The sequence below is a fragment of the uncultured Cyclobacterium sp. genome (assembly GCF_963977555.1).
Taxonomy (GTDB): Bacteria; Bacteroidota; Bacteroidia; order Cytophagales; family Cyclobacteriaceae; genus Cyclobacterium.
The window spans coordinates 107,638-133,385 of sequence record NZ_CAXBPD010000017.1 but is presented as its reverse complement, the minus strand read 5'-3'; the positions used below and the strand labels follow the sequence as shown (position 1 = coordinate 133,385).

Sequence of the window (25,748 nt, the reverse complement as noted above, 5' to 3'; positions counted from 1 at the left end):
CAGCATTAAGGGTATCCTAGTGCATTGGTAGATTTTTACAATCGCGGATTTGACAATCTCCGTATAGTACAAGTGAGTGACTGGTAATATTAGCAGAGAAAGTATTCCCCATCTCTTCTTTAATCAAATTAATTCTTTGATCAGAAAATTCTAGAATTTTTCTACATTGATTGCAGACGTAATGGTCATGGTGCTTATAAGTCAATGCTTGTTCATATAATGCCACCTTGTCCTTAAACTGGTGCTTTACTGCCAATCCACACTCTACTAATAGATCGAGAGTATTGTATATAGTGGCACGGCTAATGGAATAGCCATTGTTCCGCATTCTTAAAAATAGTCCCTCGACGTCTATATGCTCATCTTGAGGCAAAGCATATAATTCATCAATTACAGAAAACCTTTCAGGTGTTTTACGACTACCTTGCCGGACAAGGTAATTTTCAAATATTTTTTTTGCTTTCTCAATTATCGACTTATCGGCCATGGTTTATTATTATAAAGAATAAAGATGAGCTATTTTTTAGATTTTTCAAACCATTAAACTTTTCAATCTGGGAATGAGCAGCTATTTTCAATAGTTCTAAATAATGTATTGGACCATTATAAACCCAAAGGTTGGCCCTTATTTTGTCCAAAAGCCCACCCATCAGCCTGCTTCTGAACCAATACTTAATCCGCAACTATGAATATAAACAATCAGTCTTGTTCAAAGTTATTCTACCAGTAAAAGGGTTAAATGAAATTGGCTACCTTATCATGACCTGATTAATACCCTTCATTAAGGCACTGAACTTGTAATTGTATAGGTATTCCCTATTAAGGTTAACTAAGAACTTAAATATTCTTTACTACTGAAATAAATTTTCTATATTAAAGGAACAATTAAGAATCATGTATCATAAGACAAGGTGGCTATTTTATCTTTTGTTTTCGTTTTTACTGGCTGGTCCTGTAAACGCTCAAGTGCCTGGTTTTTATATGAAAAGAGACCAAAAGAAAATCGTTCTTCCTTTTATTGATTCCAATAGCCTGATCATTTTACCGGTTTCTATTAATGGCGGCCCTGCCGTTAACTTCCTTTTTGATACAGGAGTTAAATCAAATATTTTTTTCAGTAAATCAATAGCAGATGAGCTGGAAATGGTTTACAGCCGAAAACTCAATTTGGTTGGAGCTGATGGAAAGACGGTTTTAAGTGCTTCTGTTTCCCCCAACAACCACTTTGACATTGGCCCAATTGAAGGTATATTTCAAGCCATCCTTGTTTTGGACGATGATTTTTTGGAACTGGAAAAAGTTTTAGGGGTACCAATATACGGGGTGATCGGACATGAATTTTTCAAAAACAACCCGATCAAAGTCGACTATGACAATGGACTCATAACATTTTACAATCGAGAAGCACTCAAATGGAAACCCTTTTGGTTTAGAGAAATGCCTATTGAACTATTAGGTAACAAACCTTACATTCTCACTACCATAAAGCAAATCGATGGTTCTGACCTTGAAGCAAAATTACTCATTGACACAGGTGCCAATCATGGATTATTGCTTAATCAAGAAACAGATGATGACATAATACTACCTGAGAAAAATATCAAGAGCAGCTTAGGAAGGTCATTGGGAGGGGATTTGGAAGGACATGTGGCGAGGGTAAAAAAATTAACCATTTCTGGCTTGAATTTTAGAAATGTCGTCACCTCCTATCCTGAAAAGAATGCGTATTCTGAAGTGCTTATTAAGACAGGTAGAATGGGCAGTTTAGGATCCGAACTGCTAAATCATATGAAGATCATTATTGACTACCCTCGTGAAAGGATATTGTATAAAAAAGGGGCAAAATACAAGACCCCTTTCAAGTATGATATGAGTGGATTGACTGTTAGGGTAATTTCACTGGAAGAGAAAAGATACTATATTCACAGTGTAAAAGAGAATTCTCCTGCCCAAATACATGGTGCAAAGGAGTTGGATGAAATCCTAACAATTAACAAGATTCCAGCAATGTTTTGGGAGCTATCCGAAATCACCGAATTACTTAGGTCTAATGAAGGAAAGGTCATTTCTTTAGAGCTGCTGAGAGCAGCTCCTGGGGACAAAACTAAAACGACTATTCACAAGGTTACATTTTTACTAGAAAAGCAATTGTAGAAAATTCATTATGTAAGTAAAATAATGAATTTAGTATAGTAAATAGTGAATTTTATATATTTTTTGCATTAAGACCGGAAATTTTTATAAATTTATTGAAACTTTTAAGAAGATTTTAATCTTTCACTTCACCCCCTGATGGTTAATAATATTTTTAAAACCTTTTTATTAACTTTAAAAAGGTCAAACAATGGAGTCTTTGAGATCATCTACCAATCCAGTAGTTTCAATTCATGGAAGAAGGAAAACGACGAAATACTAAACATTGAAGAAATAAATGCCTTATTCCCGACACTTAATAACTCACTTTTTGATTTAATATTTGAAAGCTTAGAAAAAAATAAAACGCTTGAAATCCCCCTCGTTATAGATTCCCAATCTTTCATCTTTTTGAAATTTGAAGGGTGCATTCTTACACATAATGAGAATAGCAACATTATCAATACAATTGTCAGTCAGGAAATTTTTGGTTCTTGCCCTACGTGGATCATAAATTTTAAAGACCAATCTATTCTCACAGAGGTTAATAATACCGAGGATTATTTCCCGTCAAATCTTGATGATTTTCGAGGGTATTTGAGGATTAGGTTTCCATTTTTGGATCAAGAAACGCTGGACAATTTATTGAATCAAGAAACGGATAATGCTGAATTCTCATTCATTAATTTAAAATTCAAATCCAAAAACATTTCAGCTGATTACAGGTCTCTTCAACTTGAGGAATACCATGACAATCGCACACCTCAATCTGAAGGCCAAAACAGTGTTACAATAAGCGGTAACGAAAACCATGAAATAATTTACTTTAAGTATTTAAAAAAGAGTAAGGAAATTTTATGGTCTGGCCCACTGTGTGGCCTATTGGGCTATGAGGACGGTAATTTAAGAAGTTTTATTTTATGGGATTGGCTTAAAATAATACATCCCGATGATCGAAAGCTCGTAGAGGATTTTGTATCCCTAAGGCATTATGATAAAGACAATTACTCATTTACTTACAGAGTAAGAAATAATAAAGGTACTTTTCAATACTTAACAAACAATATAAGGGTTTTTAAAAGTGCCATTACCCAAGAAGAAGGACTGACAGGAACATTAATAGATGCCATACAGCATAAAAAGAAAAGTAAAACTGTAGAAGACAAGAACGAGGTACTGCAAAATCTGACAGAGAAAAATTTTATTCAAAACATGTTGTCTGAGGTTTCGGCCATCTGTACGTTATTTAAGGGTCAAAACCTTTTCGAAGAAATCAATCACCTGATTTATAGAAAATTAGGAATACGCTTTTGTATTATAGGTAATGTAGATCCTGGAATAAATAAAATGGAAGTGCTATCCATCTGTGAGTCGGGAAAAAATATTAATGACAGTGATAAATGGTGGGAAAATTTGCTGAATGACGAATTATTACCGATAGATCCGGCCAATAATTTCTTGATGATAAGTTCAGAAAAGGACAATGTATTAAGCCATATTTCATATTTTATTGAACATAAAATCACTTCGCTTCTAAGACTGGCTTTGTTCGACACCGAAATGAATAAAATTGGGACATTGTGTTTGCTCCATGATCAGCCATTCAATAACAAAGCCCATTATGGGGAATTATTTAGCATATTAAGAGATTGGATTAGCAAGGAATTGAACAGGTATCGGTTTGAGAATGTACTTCAGGAAACCAATTTCATGCATGATGCCATTCTAAATGGAACTGCTTATGCCATATTCGCAGTAAATCATCAGTTTGAACTTATATTAATCAATAATAAAACCCTTCCTGTGTTCAACCTTCAAAATAAGGATGAACTGATGAAGACCAAATTGATTAAAAGCGATACTAGTGCTACCCTACTAGAGGTTATTTCAGGCTTTCTAAAATCTGGCCTCAAAACTGATTATTTCCATTTACCCATTGGAGAGGATGATTATAAAGAACTTAAAATATCATTTACAAAAATTCAATATGGAAATGAAAACAAAGAATCCTATGTCATTTTTGTAGATGATATTACCGACCGAACCCTTTCTGAAAAAAAATTAATTGCTTCAGAGCAGCTGTTTAGAAGTATTGCAGAAAACTTCCCCCGTGGGTCGGTAGCTGTATTGGACAAATCGTTAAATTATTTATTTACAGATGGTGAAGAATACAAGTTGTCTGGGACAGATCCTAAATCCTTAATTGGCACCAATTTCTTAAAACAGCTTTCAGGCGACAATTTGAAGATCACTAAAATAAGTCTTAATAAAGTGTTAAGAGGCCAAAGAGTAAGTTATGAAACAGAGGGGCGCCACATGAAATTCCTCCAGAGTGGTGTACCTCTTATTAACAACTCTAAGGAAGTAGATCGTATTCTACTAGTGACCCAAAACATAACACAGGCTAAAAGGCTAGAATCAGACAAAGAAAAGCTCATAAAAGACCTAAAGTCCCACAATGAAGAGCTTTTAAGGTTTGCCTATATTGTCTCCCACAACTTAAGGGCCCCCATAGTAAATATTTCATTGCTTTTGGACTTATACAACGATGAAAATCCTGCTGATCCAGGTAACAGAGAGGTATGGGAGAATCTTAAAATCTCCACCAATTTGCTTGACACCACCCTTCAAGACCTTATAGAAGTCGTCTCCATAAAAAAACAAAAGATTCCGAAAGTTGAGCAAATTGACTTCAAACTCTTACTTAACAATATTGAAAAAAGCCTTTTCAATCAGCTTAAGGAGTCTGGAATAAAGATCGAAAAAGATTTCTCAGGTCTAAATGACATTAATTATGTCTACGCTCATTTGGAAAATTTCTTCATGAACTTCATGACCAATTCTGTGAAATACAAACATCCGGAAAGAAGCCCCATCGTTAAAATCAAAACTTATATAGAGAATGAATATTGTGTGATTAGGTTTGAAGACAATGGCATTGGCCTGGATCTCAGAAGGTATGGCGATCGGATTTTTGGTCTTTACCAAAGGTTTCACAACCATGTTGAAGGCAAGGGTCTTGGATTGTACCTAATTAGAGAACAAATAAGAGCTCATGATGGTAAAATCGAGATTGAGAGTGAAGTAGGAAAAGGAACCGTATTTAAAGTTTACTTAAGAAACTTAATCATGAATCACTCCTTGTAAAGCACTACGGTTCCAATTCCCAATATTTTATTTTTTTAGTAAAGAAGCGGCTTCTTCATCAAGGAACAAGATGACATTTTGATGCTTTTGGAGAATGGAGGCTGGCATTTCCGTTACAACAGGCCCGTTTACCATTTCTCTTACGGCAGCAGCTTTTTTACTCCCATACGCTATCAGTATAACCTTTTTCACTTCCATAATAGTCTCAATTCCCATAGTTACAGCTTCTTTTGGCACAGCTGAGGCACTATCGAAAAAACGTGCATTGCCATCTATAGTCTCCTGAAGCAATTGGGTAACGTGTGTTCTTGTATCGAATGCTGTCCCAGGTTCATTAAACCCTATATGTCCATTGGTTCCGATGCCCAACAACTGCAAATCTATTCCACCAGCACTAACTATTTTGGCTTCATAATTTTCGCAAGTTTTTTTGAGGTCTCCAGTACCATCAGGGACATTGGTTTGATTTAAAGGAATGTTGAGGTGATTCAATAGTGAGGTATTCATAAAATGCCTGTAACTCTGAGGGTGGGTACCCTCAAGCCCTACATATTCGTCCAGGTTAAATGTCACCACCTCTGAATAGTCCGTACCATTCATTTGGTGGTCTTTTATCATATTGGCATACGTTCCCAGCGGAGAGCTTCCAGTAGACAACCCTAACACCGTGTTTGGTTTGGTTTTTACAGCTTCAATCAGCTCCTTAGCAACGGCAAGATGTAAACTTTCCTCGTCTTGAAAAATATGTATTCGCATAATTTGATAATAATTAAATATTAATGATTAATGAGATACTCAAATTGTTGGTAAATGACCATTGAGTAAATTGGAAAATGAAAGCACAAATTAATCATTATTTGAGAATAGGTAAGTTGAGCTTAAATTTTACAGCTGCTATCCGAATGATAATGATTAAGGCTATAGATCCCAAAAGATTTATGTCCCTGTCGAGACCAAAATAATCCAAGGCAAGATACACGACAGCACCTGCAAGGCAGGCTGATGCATACACTTCTTTTCTAAAAAGTATGGGAATCTCATTGGTAAGTGTATCTCTAATTACTCCTCCCATCACAGCACTAAACATTCCCATGATGGCTGCTACTTCAGGTCTGAATCCCAAGTAAAGACATTTTTCTACTCCTAAAATTGTAAAAAAAGCAATTCCCAAAGTATCAAATAAAAACAAGGTCTTCCTAAGTTTTGCCATGTGAGAAAAGAACAAAAATGTAGTAATCAGACCCGCAAAAATCGCATACAGAAAATTAACATTCCCTATCCACACCAATGGATAAGCTCCGATCAATATATCCCTCAAGCTCCCACCGCCAATAGCAGTAATAAACCCCATAAAGCCAACTCCAAATAAATCCTGGTCCTTATTCTGAATTGCTAAGGCTCCGGAAATAGCAAAAAAGTAGGTACCTACCAACTCTAGTGCATATTGCATGTCTAATGTTTCAATCACTTTGTTCTTCCTTCTTTCTGAAATACAAACACCCCCATAGCCCTTTTATTATGAACCAATACAGACTTGGCTGGCTCGAGGAGGCTCAACTTGTATTCTAACATGATCTCCTTGATTAAAGACTCTGTCAAAACGAATCTTTCTGTTCCATCGGGCAACTCTTGCATTAAAAGTGGCGACTGATCCAACAATTCGAAAGCTCCTCCAGCATCGGTACACATTCGAAGCCAGAAAATCCCCCCATTTTTTAAAACCCGCATATGCTCTTTTAATAAAATAAGAAAATGGTCTTTACTTGTGGCAAAATGTAAAACAGCACTGCTTAAAACAACATCAAATGCAGCTGTATGAAATGGAATATCCGCTAAATTTGCCACCTGAAAACGCTGAGGGTCAAAATTCGAATCCAAAGTTCTCCCCGAAATCCTTGCCATGCTGATAGCTGAAGAATTAGCATCCACCCCTACAACCCGATATCCTTTCTGAATAAAATAATGTGTATTTCTACCTTCACCACAACCAGCATCTAGTATCATCATTTCTTTACTGAACCTGTTTTTCAATATTTGATCCAGCAGGTAAAGATCTATGTTTCCAAGCAATTTATTTAACGCATTAATCTCCATATTTCAATAAATTTATTCTGGAAGTTTTAAGAAGAATGTGCGGATTAGTAGTCTTCATTTTCAAAGTAATATTTAAACCTTAAATATACAATCTCCATCTACATGCGTAGCAGTATTAACTGAGAAGAAACAGTAAACCTTATGCTCATGCTTATAAATTGCATCAATTGAATCACTTCATTAAAACCAAAATACAAAGTGGGTTAATCCCCAAAAGCCAAGTCAATCCTGAGGTTTAATTCCTCAGAATTTAACTTGCACCTATACCCAAAGCCAGTAACCATCCCAATTGACTAAAATTAAATTCAGCCAATCTAATTGCTACCTAATTTTTGAGGTTTAAAGGAGTGTGAAGGCGAGGAAAGAATTCAGGTCCAAATCATTTATTAAATCAAACAGCTTATTAACGATCCCAATTTCTGCTGAAATAGTAACTGTTTCCTGAGCAAATACATACTGTCAGTAATTATTAGCAGTAGAAATAAAGTTTTAATTCTTTCCATTTGGCTACAAAGCTACTATTAATAAACCTTATAGCCGAAATTTGTCTGAATGGATTTAGCCTCCCATTAGGTAGCCAATATTTCATCCAAAAAAATTAAAATTCTACAATTACGCCAACTGTTGGTAGCACCGTACCTGCGGGATTAGCTACTTCTCTTATTAAATAGCTACTAGGGTCATTAGGATTCACTACCAATCCATCCTGGTCATTTCGCTGGGGAATTAAATTGGTCTGCTGTTCGGCCTGAAAATTATAAGCGTTTTGTATATCAAAATACAAATTGAGGTTCCATTTATTATAAAAATATTTCTTATCTACCCTCAAGTCCAGCTGGTGGAAGCTTTTAAGGCGTTCCCCATTGATTCTTGTATAGTCAAGCTGTCCTCTGCTGAAAAGGTCCCAATTGGCACGCAAAGAGGAAGATTCCAAATCATAAGGGGTATAAGGAGTTCCACCCAAAAACCTCCACCTGGCACCAATTTCCCAGTCTCTTTTAAATCGCTTACCTGCCGTTAGACTTACAATAAATCGATTGTCCCATGAAGATGGCAGGTACCCAGTAGATGGATTGGTGAATTCACTTCTTACGAGTGTAAGTGCTGCTATTCCGTAAAAACCTTTAAATAAACGTTGTTGAGCAAGCAGCTCCAAACCATAGGCTCTTCCCTTTGCATCAGAAGTTACTGGCTCATTTCCTATCACGCCAAAATCAGCACCAAGATTAGCCAAGGCAATTCCGTTCCTAATAGAACTAGGGTAGTTAGCATAACTTTTATAAAAAACCTCAGCAGAAAATTTTCGGTTTTTAGCGGGATACTGCCATTCAAACCCTGTGATATAATGGGTGCTTCGCATAAACTTAACATCATTCTCCTGATTGACATAAGCCCCTTCATTGTTCTGGTACCCCAACACTGTATAAGGAGGTTTCTGATAATAAATTCCTGCATTTGCATTCCAAAACAAATTGTCTTTCAATTGATAACTTGTCGAGAATCTAGGACTTAGTTGATTCAGTGGATTCCTGGCAGTCTCTCCGAAATCACTCCCATCCATTCTCATACCCAAATTAACTACTAGACGATCATCTAAATACTTCTTACTCCCCATGACAAACCCACCATAGCTATTAAACAGGGAGATGGTAGTGACATCACGTGGCATACCATCTTCATCAGGAAATTGGGTGTCATAATTTTCTATCAAGTAACGGCTGAATTCATAATTTACGCCATATTGAAGGGTATATCCATCAGAAAAGATACTGTTCTCCGCCCTAAACTTGTTTTCACTCTCCTGAGACAGGTAATTGTATTGCAAGTTATCTTCGCTAGACGCATCATTTCCTGCATATTTGTAGGATTGGTTATTGAGCATGTTTCTGCTCAATATGAACGTCCAAAATCCATTGTCTCTAAAACGTTTTAATTTCGCTCCCGTGGCATAATTCCATTGAGTTGAAATCGGCAAATTATCTAGCAAATATAAACGATCTTCTTTCTCTTCTCTGGTCTCATCATCTGGAACATCAAAATTAAGTGCAAATTGATCTATGGCTCCTACTCCTAAGACAGTTAATTCTGTTTTAGCATTGATTTTCGTTTTGGTTTTAAAGGTAAAGTCATTAAATGTGGGTAAAAAAGGCAAGCCAATCAATCTGAATAGCGCCTGGAGGTAAGACCTCCTTGCGGAAAAGATATAAGTGGTTTTTTCCCCTATAGGCCCTTCATTCGATAGCGTTATTTCACTTGCTCCCAAGGTAACTTGGGTAAGCATCTTGTCACGCCGACCATCTTTTAATTGAAACTCGAAAAAGGAGCTTAACGCATTCATCCTATTGGCAGGAAAACCACCACTCAATACCTCTACATTTTGTATCAGGTTCACGTTTAAAATGCCAACAGGTCCACCTGATGAACCTTGAGTGGCAAAATGGTTTATTACAGGCACCTCTATTTCATCAATAAAGAATTTGTTTTCATTGGGTGCGCCTCCACGAATAATGATATCATTTCTAAAACTTGCAGAACTTGCCACACCTGGTAAGGACTGTATCACCCTACTAATGTCTCTGTTTCCACCTGGATACCTTTCTATTTCATTGGCATTAAGCTGTCTAACAGAAATTGGCTTTTCTTCGGTTCTACTAAAGGTCGCATCTACTATAACTTCTTGAAGGTTGGATGCATCCTCTTCCAACTCAAAATCCAATTGAACCGCACTGGCTTTCGTTACCTGAACCTCAAATACTGTTTTTGCCTTAAAGCCAACAAAGGAAGCCTTCAAATTATACAGCCCTGGTTCTAAGCCATTGATTTCATAATTTCCGTCTAAATCAGAAACCGCTCCGATTTCTAATCCCTGGACAATAATATTTGCAAAAGGGATGGGATCATTGTTGATTGGGTTAATGATTTTCCCTTTTATCGTCCCCTCTTGAGCGTATAAGGTGAGGAAAGATAAAAAGAATAGGGTTAATAGTAAAAACTTCTTCATAGCAATGGGTTGAGATACTATTCTTAATGCATTTTGAGATTCAAGAAGATTACCTGATCGTCAGTTTGAAAGATTTTTAGTTTTCCAAAGCCTCCACCAGGGTGCATAAGGAAATTCATGATGTTCAAAGTGATAACCAAAAAAATAACAGGAGAAGAATGCCCACAAATGGTTCTTTTTCAAAGTGCCTGAATGGTGTTTGTTACTTTGGGTTCCTTTATGTGGTAAATACGTGCCAAAATAAAATAATTGGAGCGTAGACAATATCGCAGGCAACATCCAAAACAACACCAAATTAGGCACCGGAAAAACAAGTTTCAGCAAATTGAAGGTAATTGCCATCAGAAGGAATTGCCAAATATTTAAATAATTCAAAATGAAACTCAAGTACCAAGGGAAAAACTTTCCAGATGAGTGAAAGTCAGGATCAGCCTCTGTTGCCACATGATTGTGGTGTTTATGGTGGTTGGGAAACAACTTCCAATAGAAATTAAAGGAAAATAAGATGGCTGCAAACCATCCAATAAAATAATTCAATTTTTTGTTCCCTGAAACTACCCCATGCATGGCATCATGGGCGGTAATAAAAAGCCCAGTATAGAGATGCATCTGCACCAATATCCCTAGGTAAAGAAATGGGTTTGAATAATCTACTTGAAGGTGAAGTAATGAGAGCAATGAAGTTGTCCACAGGGCAATAATTGAAAAAGCGATGATAATACCCTTAGGGTCAACCGATGAAGACAACTGCCGTTTTAATGAAATACTCATGAACACAATTAAAAATTAAAAGATCAAAAAACTACTAAAAGGTTTTAATCGTTTCTTCAACTTTTTGCATTAACCACATTGGTGTAGAAGTGGCCCCACAAATCCCAACACTTTGCCCGACTTTAAACCAATTGGCATCTACCTCTTCAGGGCAAGATACAAAATAGGTTTGTGGATTCTTTTCTTTACAGACATTGAACAATACTTTTCCATTGGATGATTTGGTTCCACTTACAAAAACAATATGGTCAAACTTGGCTGCAAATCCTCTAAGTTCTTTGTCTCGATTAGACACCTGTCTGCAAATCGTATCGTTGGTGTTAATGGTGATACCATTGTCCGTTAAGACCTTATTTATCTCATAAAATTTGTCTGTACTCTTGGTTGTTTGACTGTAAAGGGTGATGTTTCTTGGTAAATTAGGCAGATCAAGTTCTTCGATATCTTGAAAAACGATTGCCTTATTTCTCGTTTGACCAAGTAGCCCAATCACTTCAGCATGCCCATGCTTGCCATAGATGTAAATATTTTCGTCTTTATCAAATGAGTTTTTTATCCGGTTCTGAAGCTTCAATACCACGGGACAGCTAGCATCTACCAAAGTAAGATTGTTATTAATGGCCAGTTCATAGGTAGCAGGTGGCTCGCCATGCGCCCTGATCAAAACCTTTTCATTTGATAGCTTATGGAGTTCCTCATGATTGATTATAATCAAACCTTTCTTAGTCAACCTTTTGACCTCCTCATCATTGTGGACTATATCTCCCAAACAATAAAGATGACCTTCATCGTCTAAAATTTCTTCCGCCATTTCAATGGCATAAACTACACCAAAGCAAAAGCCTGAATACTGATCAATATGTACATCCAATTTCAACATATCTAATAAACCAACTTTGTAATCAAATGTTTTTTTAATACCCTTCTTTTTCAGATATAGATCCTCAGCAAAAGTATTTTAATACACAAACGCTGTGGACTGTCCAAACAGTTCCTGTCTGGTTAGCTAAAACTTGTCAATTCCACCCAACTTTGTAGCCAAAATAGGTGCTGATTAGAAGTGCAAATTTTCTAGAATTTGGTATTCTTATGCGTCTTTTAGTAATTGTTTCAGGAGACAAAGATTTAATTTTATAAAACAGCTTCAGGTAATAGAGATAAGCAATTTTTACTCCCAGCATGGCCCCTTTGGGCAATTGATGTATTCCTATTAGCGCTTCATCGAAATCTTGCTTTATATCTGATTCTATTTCAGCCTTTACACTGCTGTCAAATTTATTAAAATCTACTCCTGGAAAGTAAACCCTCCCCCTGTCTTCATAATCGCTTTTCAAATCTCGCAAGAAATTAACTTTCTGAAAAGCCGAGCCCAACTTACAGGCGGCATGCTTTAAATGTTGGTAATTTTCTTGGTCTCCTTCACAAAACACCCTCAAACACATCAATCCCACGACTTCAGCTGAACCATAAATGTATTCTTTGTATTTAGAGTCGTTATAAGTGGCAAAATCAAGATCCATTGCCATACTGTTCAGAAAAGCATCGATTAACTCCCTCTCTATATTGTATTTGTTTACAATTAATTGGAAGGCATGAAGGACTGGATTCATGCTTATCCCTTCATCAATGGCCTTATAGGTATCCTGCCTAAAATTTTCCAACAAACTGACTTTATCCTTGTCATGAAAGGTATCAACAATTTCATCCGCATAACGGACATAACCATAGATTCCATAAATTGGCATATGCAACTTTTTGCAAAGTGTTTTAATACCTAAAGTAAATGAAGTGCTGTAGCGTTGTGTTATCAATTTGCTACACTCCAGGGCAGTGACATCAAAGAGTTGCTTTGGATCCATCATCTCATTTTCAATGGTTGAAAATTATTTAAATATGGTATTCTTTAAAATTTCTTTCGCTACTACCTCCCCTGAAATTAAAGAAGGAGGAACTCCTGGCCCTGGTACAGTTAACTGTCCTGTATAATATAGGTTAGTTAATTTTTTATTCCTAAGAGATGGCTTTAAAATTGCAGTTTGCTTCAAAGTATTTGCCAAACCATATGCATTTCCTTTAAAAGCATGGTAATCTTTCTTGAAGTCACTGTGTGCATAAGATCGATTGTAAACGATATGAGACCTAATGTCTTGACCTGTATGCTTTTCAAGTCTTCTCATAATTATTTCAAAATATTTCTTTCTTGTAGCTTCGCTGTCTTCAAGGTTTGGGGCTAGCGGTATCAACAAGAATAAATTCTCCATTCCTTCTGGAGCCACAGTGGTATCAGTTATGGAAGGCACCGAGGCATAGAACAAGGGTTTTTCAGGCCACCTTGGATTGGTATAAATGGCATCTGCATGAGGTTCAAGGGGCTCGTCGAAAAACAAATTATGGTGTAGAAGGTTTTTTAATCGTTTATTAACTCCCAGGTAGAACAAAAGTGATGAAGGCGCTAAAACTCTACTGTCCCAGTATTTATCACTATAGTTACTATATTTAGGTTCGAGTAAATGTTTGTCTACATGGTGATAGTCCGCGCTTGCAACTAATATATCAAACCCAATCTCCTCTCCAGATAGTAGTTTAACTGACTTGGCCTTGCCCTCATCAGTCATAATCTTTACCACCTCCGCATTGTTTTTAAATACAACCCCATTTTCTTTTGCCAATGCCACCATTCCTTCAATAATTTTATGCATTCCTCCCTGAGGATACCAGGTACCCAAAGCTATATCTGCATAGTTCATTAGGCTGTACAACGCTGGAATGTTTTGCGCTGTTTCTCCTAGAAACAATACAGGAAACTCCATGAGACGAATAATTTTCTCATTTTTAAAGTACTTCCTAATGTGCTTGGACATGGATTGAAAAATATCCATTTTCAAAACATCCCTGAATAGTTTAAGGTCTAGAAATTCGGTTAAAGAAACACTTGGTCGATGTACCAGGTCATTGATCCCTCTCTGGTACTTGAAAGCTGCCTGTTCTAGAAAATCATCGAATTTTTCACTTACTCCTGGCTCCAGCTTTTCGAGGGCCAATTTAAATTGATCCAAATTCGCTGGGATTTTCATAACATCCTCATGCCCGAAAATCACTGAATAAGAAGGGTCTAAACGAATCAAGTCGTAATAATCGGAAGTTTTTTTGCCGAAATTACCAAAGTACCTGTCAAAGACATCCGGCATCCAGTACCAGCTAGGTCCCATATCAAAGGTAAAACCGGCCGAGTTAAATTTCCTTGCCCTTCCTCCAAGAACATCGTTTTTCTCCAAAACAGTCACTTTCAATCCCGCAGCAGCGAGATGTGTAGCAGTGGAAAGTCCTGAAAAACCCGAACCTATTACAACAACTTCTTTTGACCTCATTGATTAATTTATGGTAGTGTAAACTTTAAGATCGTCTTTTAAAATCTTCCTTGCAATATGTATTCTATTTTTTACCGTTCCAATAGGGATATTTAGTTGAATTGCGATTTCATGGTATTTAAAACCTTTGTAATGCATCATAAAAGGAGATTTATAAACGGCATCCAATTTGTCAATGGCTTTGGTGATGTCCTTCATCGTAAAATCTCCAAAAACTCCATTTTCTATTACTGCTGCACCCGAATTGATAAAATGAAGGTTTTCAGTTGTATCAACGAAGGTTCCCCTCCTTACCATTCGTTGGTAGTTAGTAATGAAGGTGTTTTTCATGATGGTATACAACCAAGCTTTCAAATTTGTACCGTCGGCAAACTTATCTTTATTGGTAAATGCCTTAACCATGGTATCTTGTAATAGATCATTTGCATCATCCATATCCCTAGTCAATTTTAAAGCAAATGGCTTTAAGGACGTGCTGAGCTTTGTAAGCGAATAACTAAATTCTAAAGTTGTCATGGATCCTGTGTTTTTGTTTAATCAAACTTAGGTATAGTTAAACACTTTATCAAATATTTTGTCTAATTTTTTTCTAAATATATTAAACAATAATCCTGTTTAAGCAAAAAACACATAAAAAATCCCCCAATAGACGCCTAAAGGGGTATTTTAACAATTATAAGTTTTTAATTTTTGTTTAATTATTTTGGTTTTTATTAAACAAAATAGATCAAGACCAAGCTTCATTTAAAAATCGCAACCAATTTTTATGCATTATTTTGGCTATATCCTCTTCAGTATAACCTCTTTTTTGTAACATTCCAGGAATTCTTCTTAAGTCTGCTATAGTTTCAAGGTCATAAGGGCTTTGCTCTCTTCCATACGCTCCATCCAAGTCAGTACCTATTCCAATATGATTGGCATTCCCAGCTAGTTGACAAATATGATCCATATGGTCTATGATTTTCTCAAGATCACAGTCCATTTCTTTTGGCAAGGAAGTTCCCCTTATCCAGTTAGGCACCATCATCCAGGCATCTAAAGCACCTCCTATTACAGCGCCTCTATCAACGAGAGCCTTGATCATTTCGTCACTAAACTGCCTGTTGTGATCTACCAGCGCCCTGCAATTATTATGGCTAGCCCATACAGCTCCATTAAAATGATCCAAGGCTTCCCAAAAACAAACATCACACAAATGGGTGGCATCTAAAATTATGTTCAGCCTTTCCATTTCCTTGAGCAAGGCCCTACCGTTTTTACCCAAAGGCCCAGAAGCATCTGTACCTTGGGCATATCTTCCAGGACCATAATGAGCGGGGCCTAAAGCCCTCAATCCTTTATTATAGGATTTTTCAAGATAACTCAGGTCCACTATTGAATCAGCACCCTCTAAGGAAAGAATATAGCCTACAGGTTTTTTATCATTAGGTTCTCCATTCATCCAAAGGGCCACGTGTTCATTTAAAGACTTTTTATCGCGAATTTGGACCATCTCTCCTTTGGCTTCCATGGCTTCGTACCATGCCAATTGACCCTGCGTTTGTGCCCAAGCTTGTTCTGGGCTGTTCCAGCCTGGAAGTGGATTATCCGGCGCCACATAACGCGCAATCTGCGTGGCTACCACCAATCCTATCTCTCCCTTTCTTAAAGTAGGTAGCGAAACCGTTGCATTTCCCCGGTCTGTTTTGTCCGTCATCCCTTTTTCCCTAGCATTCAACGCTTCTACAGGTTGGGTAAGGTCCCTGTTCCATTCAAGCGCATTCATACTTAAATCTAAATGGGCATCTATTGTAAACATCTTTTTGTTTGATTTAAATGAGTTAAATTATTGGCCTCAAAAAGTAATTCTCCTGTCTCTGGCTACCGTTTTCCAAGAGGCTACCTGCTCTCCATTTTGAATAACTAAAACCTCTTGATAGGAAGCTACTGTCGGACAAATGTGAATTGGGACGCCATATAGTACATCTCCAATTGTATAGGAATGACCTTCTTTAGCATCCAATACCAAGTGCTCTTCACTATGACTCACCGGCACTAGCTCCGGAGCATTGAGAAACTTCACTCGATCTTGCAATGGGTTTTCCGATGCAATTGCTTTGTATCCAAGATCCACGCAAACATAGTTTGAGGTTGGCAAGGATATCACCCTACACATTACCAATGCAGCATATAAAAAGGTCTGCTCCGGAAGACCACTGGCATAGCCTTCATCCCAATAAATAAATGTACCTGGAGCGCAGGTGATACGTTCCCTTTTAGAATGAAAAGGAAAGGTCGTTGTTCCACCGGCAATAATATCAAGTGTCAACTTGTGCTTGTTTTCTAGCCTCTCCCTCATTTGAGAAATTGGTGCAAACCCCTCTTCGCAAGCTATTTCTCTAAGCTTGAGATCTGGATCTCTTAAGTGGCCGTCATAGACATGAAAACCTGTATTTTGCAAGGCTTTCAATTCTAAGATTTGCTCGAATAAATCTTCGCCCGGCTTACCAGGAACTACTCCTGTCCTGTTTGTTCCAGCGTTTAAATCTATATAGACGCCTATTTTTTGATTGCTTGCCAATGCTTTTTCATTCAAAGCCTTGGCCGCATCAACATGATCTAAAAGACAATGAAACTTAACAGCTGGATAATGCCCAACTAAAGCCAAAAACCGATCCACTTTAGGCCCTACAGGCTGGTAAGCAAGCAGAATATCTTTGGCTCCAATGCTGGCAAGCAATTCTATTTCAGCAATCGTTGCTCCCTTGAATGCCTTGATTCCGGCATCCATCATTAATTGACAGGCCTCTGCAGATTTATTGGTCTTTATGTGAGGGCGTAGCCGATCAGGCGTACCTACCTCTTTTATTACTTTTTGAATGTTTTCTTTTGCCCTGTCCAAATACACCAATAATGCTGGACTGTCTATTTTTTCAGGGTGGTTAACTTTGTACCAATCGTCAATCATATAATTTCTATTGATGGATTTCAAATGTAGCTTCTATTTCTACTGAAATATTGCCAGGTAAAGAACCAAAGCCAATGGCACTTCTTGAGCCAAGTCCATTTTCTTCTCCCCAAACTTCAGCAAATAGCTCGCTACAGCCATTGATAACAAAAGGATGCTCTTCAAAGTCCAAAGAACAGTTCACCATGCCTAAAACTTTAACAACTCTTTTAATCTTATTTAAACTTCCCAACTCTGTTTGAAGGGTAGATAGCATTGTCAGACCTACTTGTCTTGCTGCAGCTTTGCCTTCCACTTTATCCAGGTCAATGCCTATTTTCCCTCTAATCATGTCTCCATTTTCCAAGACCGGACCATGTCCCGAAAGAAACAATAGGTTTCCTGTGATAATAAGCGGACGATATACACCTCCTGGAGGTGGCGCTGGAGGCAATACTAAACCCAATTCCTTAATTTTCGCTTCTGCTGACATGTCTCTATTATTTTAGTTTATGTTATATAAATAAATCCAATATTAAAACCCCTATTAATCCCAACACTGACAATACTGTTTCCAATAAGGTCCATGAGAGAAAGGTTTGCTTTATACTTAAGTTAAAATATTCTTTTACAAGCCAAAACCCTCCATCATTTACATGAGAGAAGATCAAACTTCCACTCCCAATTGCCAAAACCATTAAGTTAGGATCTCCTACTCCGGAAGCGACCAAGGGCGCGATTATTCCTGCTGCAGTAAGTGCCGCTACTGTGGCGGAACCGACAGATACTCGAATCACTGCTGCAATTAACCAGCCCAAAAGCAGTGGATTAATTGACAATTGCTGAAGCGATGCGCCAATCTCCCCACTAACCCCACTGTCTACCAATACTTCTTTGTATGCTCCCGCCCCAGCAATGATTAATAGGATCAGCGCTATTTCCTTCACTGCCGAGGCATACCTGTTCATAATGTCGGCAATCTTTATTCCCTTCATTATTCCCAGGCTAAAGGTCGCCCAAATAAGAGAGATCAACATCACAATATTGGGGTCACCAAAAAACATTATCAAGCCATAGCTTGGGCTATCTTCATTCATCCCCATGCCAATTAAGGACAGGGCAATTAATAGGAACACGGGAAGTAAGGCTGTAAAAAGACTATTTATTAGGCCAGGAAGCTCACTTTCTTCTTTTGGCTTTACGCTGAACACTTCCAAAGGAGTGATTTTCATTTGGCGCAAGTAGGGCAATTTCCCCAATAAAGGCCCACCTAAAACAATTACTGGAATACCTATTATAAAACCATAGATAAGTGTGGTCCCTATATTGGCACCAAACTGTGCGACTAACGCTACCGGAGCTGGATGTGGTGGAAGTAGACCATGCGTAATTGACAAAGCAGCAAGCATGGGTATACCCAGAATCATCACAGGGATTTTATATTGGTAAGCTACAGCAAATACCAGGGGCACTAGAAGGACAAATCCTACATTGAAAAACAGAGGAATGCCGACAATGAAAGCGGTAAGGGCAATTGCCCAATTGACACGTTTTTCACCAAAACCATTCATCAGAAATTGGGCGATCCGTTGTGCAGCACCACTGTCTGCCACAATTTTCCCTAACATTGCCCCGAGAACTATCACGATTACCAAGGCCCCCATAAGGTTCCCTATTCCTGTTTGAATAGAGCCTGATATTTCAGGAAGTGGTATCCCAAGCAACAGTCCCGCTAAAATGGAAGTGATCAAAAAAGCAATAAACGGTTCAACCTTGATCCAAACGATCAGAGCAACCAAGAGTATAATACTTGTGGCGACAATTATAAAAGTCATAGTGGTTTTTAAACGAAACCAAAAATTACAGCATATTCTGCTAAATGCCTATTTCACTATTGAAAACTTGTATAATTAATTCAATCTTTCACACGCTAGAGAAATCTATCAACGCACCTTTATTAGAAAACCACAAGCTTCAGATGGATTAATTTAGCACTAACTTGGTTTTATCTCCACCCCTTAAAGCTATCAAACCCAAAATAGGACCTATCGCCAAAATGGCATAAATCACATTTGAATCTGTAAAAGTCATCAGCACGGTTATCAGCTGAATGCTAAGGATAGAAATTGAAAAACCCAAACAGTTTACAATAGTAAGCGCTGTGCCTTTCAATTCAGATGAGGCATTTTGAGCAACTAATGTGGACAAAAGCGGTGAATCTGCAATGACTACTATTCCCCAAAAAATTAGGAAACCAAGAAACAAGCTTTCGGATTTACTCGCAAAAACCAGCGGGAAAATAAGACAACAACTGCCTGACAAAAGTAAGGAGAGGAATGCTAATCGTTTGGCTCCTAGCCTTTGCCCAAGAGCACCACTAAGCACACAAGCCAAACCTCCTATTCCAATAATGAGGAAAGACAAGGCCGGAATATTAAAAAGCACTTCGGAGTGTTCAGAACTGTATTTCATAAGGAAGATGGGCACAAAAGCCCAAAAAGTATATAATTCCCACATATGGCCAAAATAGCCGAAGGATACCGACCGAAATTCTTTATTTTGGAACACCTTAAAGAAGGCCATGGGTTTTGCTCTTTGACTTGGTTTTCGGAATGGGCCATTGGGAACCAATATCAACATTAAAAACCCTCCCACTACAGCAAGGGATGAAGTTGCCACCAATACATATTTCCATGGGTAATCCCCAGTTAACTCCTTAAGAAGATGAGGGAAGGCCGTTCCGATAACCAAAGCACCAACTAGAAAACCCAAAGACTTCCCAAGCCCTTTCTCATAATAATCAGCGGCTATTTTCATCCCTACTGGATAAATCCCAGCAAGAAAAAAACCAGTAATAAAGCGAAGTGTTAGTAAACTTAATAAACTATTCCCTTCCCACACCACACCTAAATTAAATAAAGAAGCGAGTAAAGCACTGACTAAGAAAACTTTTGAAGGGGGAAATCGATCTGCAATAGTTAAAATAGCGAAAACCAACGTTCCCATTATAAAACCAAATTGCACCGCAGAGGTTAAATGGCCCAGTGCACTGGCTTCAAGATCAAAATTTGCAACAAGGTCATCTATCACCCCATTTCCTGCAAACCAAAGCGAGGTACAGCAGAATTGCGAAACAACAATTACTGGAAGAATTATCTTAGCGTGTCTCAATTGTGATTTTATTCATTTCCATAAAGGGAACAGTAGGTGATCGGGCTTTTTATTTAGCTACCAAATCTACTCCGTCCCTTACTTCAATAGCCCAAGATTCAAGCTTCGCTAAAAGTTCACCCGCCACATCAGGCTTAACTGTACTTAGGTCCGTCTGCTCTTGTAAATCATCCGATAAGTTATAAAGTTCAATATCCTTCCCATTTTTTCCTTCAATTGAGATTAACTTCCAATCTCCACTTCGGATAAAACTTTTGTTTCCATAGGCAAAGAAAACGTCCCTTTCAGGCAGATTCTCTTGTTGCAGTAAAATTTCTTTTATGCTCACACCGTCAATTTTGGCAACAGGCTTCTGCCCAATAAAATCCAATAAAGTAGGCAGCAGATCCATAGACAAGACGGTTTGATTGTTAACGCTTCCCACTTTTATTATACCTGGATAACTGAAAATAGCAGGAACACGACTTCCTCCCTCATATGGACTTGCCTTGTACCCTCTCAAGCCTCCATTATCCCCAAAATGATTTGCCCCATTGTCTGAAATAAAGATTATAATGGTATTTTCGTACTGCCCTGTTTCTTTAAGTGACTGCACTATCCTACCTACACCCTCATCCATTACTTCAACCATTTCTTTGTACACAGATGAAATACTGTCCTCAATCACCTCCTGCGTTCCAGCAGTACCAATTTCCCTTAAAACCTTATCAATCCGTTTTTGATAGGGAGAATGTGGCGCTTCATGAGGTAAATAAAGGAAGAAGGGCTTATCAGTCTTCTTCGGATCATTGCGCTGTATGAATTTCACCCCATTTTCTGTGATCAGGTCAGTAGTATAACCCTCCTCATTTTCAATTTCAGCACCCTGCCACCAATCAAGGTATCCTTCCTGATCTATGTGTCCATGGTAATCTACATTTCCACTTACAAATCCTGTAAACGCATCAAATCCCTGCAAAGTAGGGTTGAACGCTTTGTCATAGCCCAAATGCCACTTGCCAAACATCCCAGTAGTGTAACCATATTGTTTCAATTCCTCAGCCATTGTGATTTCACCTAGACTAAGCCCTACTTTCCTATGGCTTTTGGCGGTAACGACCCCCTCTACTCCGGTACGCTGCTGGTACTTCCCAGTCATCAAAGCGGCTCTAGTGGGGCTACATACCGACCCATTCGAATGGAAGTCTGTAAACAATACGCCATTGGCAGCCAATAAATCTAAATTAGGCGTGTTTATTGAACTACTTCCATAGCAAGAAATGTCCCCGTAGCCCAAGTCATCTGCCATAATAAGCACTATGTTTGGCCCCAATTCAGAAGTTTCTTTCTTTCCAGCACAGGAAAAGAGTAAGCCATTTATTAGTAGGATAAGTAGAATTTTCATGTTAGGGTAGTTCATTTGATACCAATTAAGCATATTAATCGAACCAAAGAGAAACACTATCCCTCAATTCGAATTAACACCAAATAAATCTGGGATTTGCACCCCAAAGACCGTTTTACTTAACCAAATCTAACTGATCATCACGAATATTCAATTACCTAGCAGCAAAACATTCTTACTGTTCTATAAAGCCGACTACCTCATAAGCCCTTTCTCCATTTACTTGGATTCTCTCGTAAAGCACATTAGAAAATTCGTAATAGGAATTCCCATCTATTTCTACTCGTTCATAATCCTCTGGCAGCTCATAAATTACCGTCCCTATTTCGGGTTCGACTACTTCATAAGCATTTTCTACATTGGTATAAAAAATACCATTAAACCAGAAATAATTTCTGCTGGGATGGTTTATTCTAATGTAGCCAATAGGTAGGGTCTTAATTTGAAAACCCTTTTGGGGAGCTATTGAAATATATCTTCCCCCTGAATAAGTATAAAACCTATTGTTGGCATAGTAATAATTAACCTCTTTGTGTTTAATTATTGTTCGATTGGGTAAAGACCTTACAGCTACCACTTTTCTATTCGGCTTCTTGTAAACCACTTTTTTACTAGGTACCCGATGACTTACTTTCTGAACAACTACCGTTTTTTTTGCGTTTCTTGAGCTTTGTGCTTCCAACTTTTCGGCACCAGAAATAAAAAAAAGGAAGCCCAAAATGCAGGAAATTTTAACAACATTTTTCATAATCAATAGGATTTAAATACCCTGTTTTGACCATTGATTTGCTCAATGGTTTAACAGGGTAAAGAAATCATTAATGACTTAATAAGAAATCCGACTCAGAAAAGTGCCTTTAATGACCATTAGAACACCTTTTAATTTTTGTTAAATTGTGATTTTAATACGTCAATTCTTGGCAACCATAAAAAAGAAATACAAACCCAGCAATAAAGAAAAGATAAGACCATTTCTCCATAGAGATAAAAAAGAACTCATTCCTAGTATCCATTTTAACCCTTTGTCCAGAACTATTGCGATAATTGTCATTTCTTGTTAAATAAGTCCAAAAAGCGGACAGTATGAAGCCAATACCTATTGATAGGTTCAAGTCGATCGACACAAAAACACCAGCAATATTTCTTTTTAATACGCCAAGTATAGAAGCAGTCAAGAACATAGACACGATCAAATAAACTACTACTAACAACCCTTTATTCTTCCAAATAAGTATCCTAATTTTAACACTGCCATCCCTAATTACATTCTCAATGTAGCGCGCTCATAAATTGCAGTACCCAACATTCAAACCTAATTAATTAACTTTTAACCACCTTAACCGAAACAATTTATTTTGGGATTGAAGCAGGATAAAATAGCTTCCTACGGGAAGAGCTTTTAAGCCTTCTTCTAAAGGTATATTACCCAATGCTCCCTCAAGATATCCCTCTAAAAACAATTTCCCTCCTGAATTCCAAATGCTGTAAGCAATCTGATGTTCGGGCTTTATTCCAAATAGAGCTAAATGAATCTCGCCTCCATGATAAGGATTTGGATAGATATCTGGCTTCTCAATGCTAAGCATAGGGTTATTTACCCTTATTACCGGACTATAGCTCAATTCTCCCTCAACATCCTCCCCTTTAACCTGATAGTACCAGTAAGCTTGATCCACAGGAAAGGACAGGTCTTTAAAAGACAATTCAACGCCAAAATCTTCACTAGAAAAAACGCCAACAGGAAAGAATTCCATGGTTGGCCCCTGGGTCCTTAAAATGGTATATTGGGTTGGAAATTTAGGATCATTGACCCATGAGAGAAGGACTTCGTTTCCCTTAAAAAACGCATCAAAGTTCAGCCATTCCAAAGGCAGCACACTTAATTCGCTAATGCTCGCAATCGCAAACGCATTGTTGGCCAATTCATTAAAGGCGACTTCCCTACCGGCCCATAATTTACCGCCAATATCTCGTGCTGCCACATGGGTACCTGTCGCTGCCTCCAAATTTCCTGTCAACCGCAAATGGTTGACATCATGTATTCCCAAGTCGTCCGAAAGCACCCAAATATTAACTTCCGAGGCAGCTCCAGCAGTACCCGTCATTTCAAAATAGCTATTGAGTTGGTAAACGATCTTGCTCCCATCCGTATCATTATACCCTGGATCATACGTTACACCAGGATTTTCTACATGACGAATCGCAAGGCTATTTTCAGATCCGGCAAGCGTGCCTTCTAACAGTAAATGCCGCTGAAAGCCAAACTCACTGTCAAAAAATGGAAACAGTGCATTCCCCTCATCCAAAATAGTCGGGAGATTCTGATAGACCACTTCATCCAAATTAAGCCAATCGCCACTTAAATAATTGTAGGTCCCAGAAGACCCAAAATTAAGGGACAAGGAATTGCCTAAAAAATCAATGGCCCCTACGAGTTGGTCAAAGGAACTAATAATACTAAGGTCATTTTGGAGGGAAATTATTCCTGTTGCCTTGACCATCTGAAATTTATCTAGGGAAAACGAGGGGATATTGATCAGCTGATCATTTTCTCCAACTGGTATAAACCGTGTTGCTTCCCCATTCACATTCCCACCATCCTCAAATTGCATGTCACCGCTTACCTTTAATTCATCAGGGAGTATTTTTTCTGCAGCTCCACTAAAAGAAAGATGATTGTAAACAAATTCAGTTGCTGAGCTAGCAAAACTACTAACCAGAAATTCCTGGGAAACGCCTTCACCAGCATAAGTCACCTTCCCATCCAACTGCACATTTACGGCTTCAATAATGGGTGCTTCCCCTAACAGTATTAGGTTGGCTCCTTCTTCGAGGACAAATGAACTGGCTGGCTTGCTTTCTGACCTTCGAATAATCTCGTTAAAGACTTTAGTGCCTTCAGAAATCAAGGTCGCTCCAGGTAATATCTTAAAATCACCATAATCGGCAGTACCAAAATCCGAATGTGTATTGAAAGAAAAGGTCGATGTATAGGTTTGAATGAGATCCTCATTTACAGTTTGCCTTACCGTGCCGCTCCGAATAAGAAAGCTATTGGCTTTCATTGCGGAATTTACCACCAGCGTTTCATCGGCACCTGGATCGAATATCACTCCAAATCGGCTATTCAAGTTACTTGCACTCCAGGAATTCCGGTCAACCACCGTCCGACTGTCTCCTTTAAAGACTAGGGTTCCTGTCTCCGGATAGATCCAGTCTGTAATTAGAGAAGTAGATTGATGATAAATAAATCCTTCAGCATCTTCTGAAATACTATGAAGTTGACCATACACCCACAATTCATTGGTTTGCAAGTTTAGCTTAGGTCCTGGGTCCACACCCCCAATGGTTTCAGCAAAAAGATACAAAATTCCAACTTCCTCATTTTGGGTCAGTCGCACTTCATTTCTCCAACCAATAAATGCCCTGCTGGTCCTGTTTGGATAGTCAATTGCCGGCACCCAAGTAATTCCATTGTACCGTTCCCAAGTGGCTGGATCATCCCAATCTCCTACGCCATCATCCTCCATGCTGGTTCTATAGCAAGTATTGTCTAGTGGAATAGCTGCAATTAAATGGGAATAGGAGAGCAAAAATAGCGCAGCAAATAACCCGGTCGATAAAAACCATTTTAGATAATGATAAAACGCTATTCTATAAAAAATATCCATAATAAAAATGAATAATTAATTAAAATAGGCATTTTACCTCACTTTTCAAAACTTATAATAGACATAAACATAGAAACACTAT

The 25,748-nt window shown here is 38.0% G+C and carries 21 protein-coding genes; 2 read left to right on the top strand and 19 right to left on the bottom strand.

Annotated features, from left to right (window positions below; all coding sequences use genetic code 11):
• Window positions 1–16: 16 nt before the first annotated feature.
• Window positions 17–487, bottom strand: coding sequence for a transcriptional repressor (locus AAC073_RS19130; RefSeq protein ID WP_020889200.1), 471 nt, complete (start codon window positions 485–487; stop codon window positions 17–19).
• A 407-nt stretch (window positions 488–894) separates the two neighbouring features.
• Between AAC073_RS19130 and AAC073_RS19125 the strand changes: the two genes are divergently transcribed.
• Window positions 895–2,154 carry an aspartyl protease family protein gene (locus tag AAC073_RS19125; protein WP_339925411.1) on the top strand — a complete coding sequence of 420 codons (1,260 nt, stop codon included), beginning with the start codon at window positions 895–897 and terminating at the stop codon, window positions 2,152–2,154.
• A 138-nt stretch (window positions 2,155–2,292) separates the two neighbouring features.
• Window positions 2,293–5,280 (top strand): ATP-binding protein, encoded by a 2,988-nt coding sequence (locus AAC073_RS19120; RefSeq protein WP_339925410.1) that lies wholly within the window; start codon window positions 2,293–2,295, stop codon window positions 5,278–5,280.
• A 27-nt stretch (window positions 5,281–5,307) separates the two neighbouring features.
• Here AAC073_RS19120 and nagB read toward each other — a convergent pair whose 3' ends face one another.
• The 18 genes from nagB to AAC073_RS19030 form a co-directional block, all read right to left on the bottom strand.
• Window positions 5,308–6,036, bottom strand: coding sequence for a glucosamine-6-phosphate deaminase (gene nagB, locus AAC073_RS19115; protein WP_339925409.1), 729 nt, complete (start codon window positions 6,034–6,036; stop codon window positions 5,308–5,310).
• A gap of 97 nt (window positions 6,037–6,133) precedes the next feature.
• Window positions 6,134–6,730, bottom strand: coding sequence for a trimeric intracellular cation channel family protein (locus AAC073_RS19110; RefSeq protein ID WP_339925432.1), 597 nt, complete (start codon window positions 6,728–6,730; stop codon window positions 6,134–6,136).
• A gap of 14 nt (window positions 6,731–6,744) precedes the next feature.
• On the bottom strand, window positions 6,745–7,374 hold the full coding sequence (locus tag AAC073_RS19105; RefSeq protein ID WP_339925408.1) for a class I SAM-dependent methyltransferase: 630 nt from the start codon (window positions 7,372–7,374) through the stop codon (window positions 6,745–6,747).
• Window positions 7,375–7,972: 598 nt separating this feature from the next.
• A complete protein-coding gene (locus AAC073_RS19100; RefSeq protein WP_339925407.1) occupies window positions 7,973–10,375 on the bottom strand; it encodes a TonB-dependent receptor in 2,403 nt (800 codons plus the stop codon).
• A 60-nt stretch (window positions 10,376–10,435) separates the two neighbouring features.
• Window positions 10,436–11,146 carry a fatty acid desaturase gene (locus tag AAC073_RS19095; RefSeq protein ID WP_339925406.1) on the bottom strand — a complete coding sequence of 237 codons (711 nt, stop codon included), beginning with the start codon at window positions 11,144–11,146 and terminating at the stop codon, window positions 10,436–10,438.
• 34 nt (window positions 11,147–11,180) lie between these two features.
• Window positions 11,181–12,026: a 4-hydroxy-3-methylbut-2-enyl diphosphate reductase gene (locus tag AAC073_RS19090; protein ID WP_339925405.1), complete on the bottom strand. Its 846-nt coding sequence runs from the start codon at window positions 12,024–12,026 to the stop codon at window positions 11,181–11,183.
• Window positions 12,027–12,162: 136 nt separating this feature from the next.
• Window positions 12,163–13,005 carry a phytoene/squalene synthase family protein gene (locus AAC073_RS19085; protein ID WP_339925431.1) on the bottom strand — a complete coding sequence of 281 codons (843 nt, stop codon included), beginning with the start codon at window positions 13,003–13,005 and terminating at the stop codon, window positions 12,163–12,165.
• Between the two features lie 24 nt (window positions 13,006–13,029).
• Entirely contained in the window at window positions 13,030–14,514 is a 1,485-nt protein-coding gene (gene crtI, locus AAC073_RS19080) for a phytoene desaturase family protein (protein WP_339925404.1), read from the bottom strand.
• A gap of 3 nt (window positions 14,515–14,517) precedes the next feature.
• Window positions 14,518–15,030 (bottom strand): RNA polymerase sigma factor, encoded by a 513-nt coding sequence (locus tag AAC073_RS19075; protein ID WP_339925403.1) that lies wholly within the window; start codon window positions 15,028–15,030, stop codon window positions 14,518–14,520.
• 211 nt (window positions 15,031–15,241) lie between these two features.
• Window positions 15,242–16,312, bottom strand: a complete 1,071-nt coding sequence (locus AAC073_RS19070; protein ID WP_339925402.1) for a membrane dipeptidase — start codon at window positions 16,310–16,312, stop codon at window positions 15,242–15,244.
• A 36-nt stretch (window positions 16,313–16,348) separates the two neighbouring features.
• Entirely contained in the window at window positions 16,349–17,461 is a 1,113-nt protein-coding gene (locus tag AAC073_RS19065; RefSeq protein ID WP_339925401.1) for a D-TA family PLP-dependent enzyme, read from the bottom strand.
• Window positions 17,462–17,468: 7 nt separating this feature from the next.
• On the bottom strand, window positions 17,469–17,933 hold the full coding sequence (locus AAC073_RS19060) for a RidA family protein (protein WP_020889220.1): 465 nt from the start codon (window positions 17,931–17,933) through the stop codon (window positions 17,469–17,471).
• Between the two features lie 22 nt (window positions 17,934–17,955).
• The gene (locus AAC073_RS19055) at window positions 17,956–19,275 is read right to left on the bottom strand and encodes a gluconate:H+ symporter (protein WP_339925400.1); all 1,320 of its coding nucleotides are present in this window, start codon (window positions 19,273–19,275) and stop codon (window positions 17,956–17,958) included.
• A gap of 148 nt (window positions 19,276–19,423) precedes the next feature.
• A complete protein-coding gene (locus tag AAC073_RS19050; RefSeq protein WP_339925399.1) occupies window positions 19,424–20,611 on the bottom strand; it encodes an MFS transporter in 1,188 nt (395 codons plus the stop codon).
• A gap of 49 nt (window positions 20,612–20,660) precedes the next feature.
• Complete coding sequence (locus AAC073_RS19045; protein ID WP_339925398.1) at window positions 20,661–21,995, bottom strand: sulfatase; 1,335 nt, start codon at window positions 21,993–21,995, stop codon at window positions 20,661–20,663.
• 175 nt (window positions 21,996–22,170) lie between these two features.
• Window positions 22,171–22,743: a DUF6515 family protein gene (locus AAC073_RS19040; protein ID WP_339925397.1), complete on the bottom strand. Its 573-nt coding sequence runs from the start codon at window positions 22,741–22,743 to the stop codon at window positions 22,171–22,173.
• A gap of 154 nt (window positions 22,744–22,897) precedes the next feature.
• On the bottom strand, window positions 22,898–23,206 hold the full coding sequence (locus tag AAC073_RS19035; protein WP_339925396.1) for a hypothetical protein: 309 nt from the start codon (window positions 23,204–23,206) through the stop codon (window positions 22,898–22,900).
• Between the two features lie 105 nt (window positions 23,207–23,311).
• On the bottom strand, window positions 23,312–25,666 hold the full coding sequence (locus AAC073_RS19030; RefSeq protein ID WP_339925395.1) for a hypothetical protein: 2,355 nt from the start codon (window positions 25,664–25,666) through the stop codon (window positions 23,312–23,314).
• Window positions 25,667–25,748 lie beyond the last annotated feature (82 nt).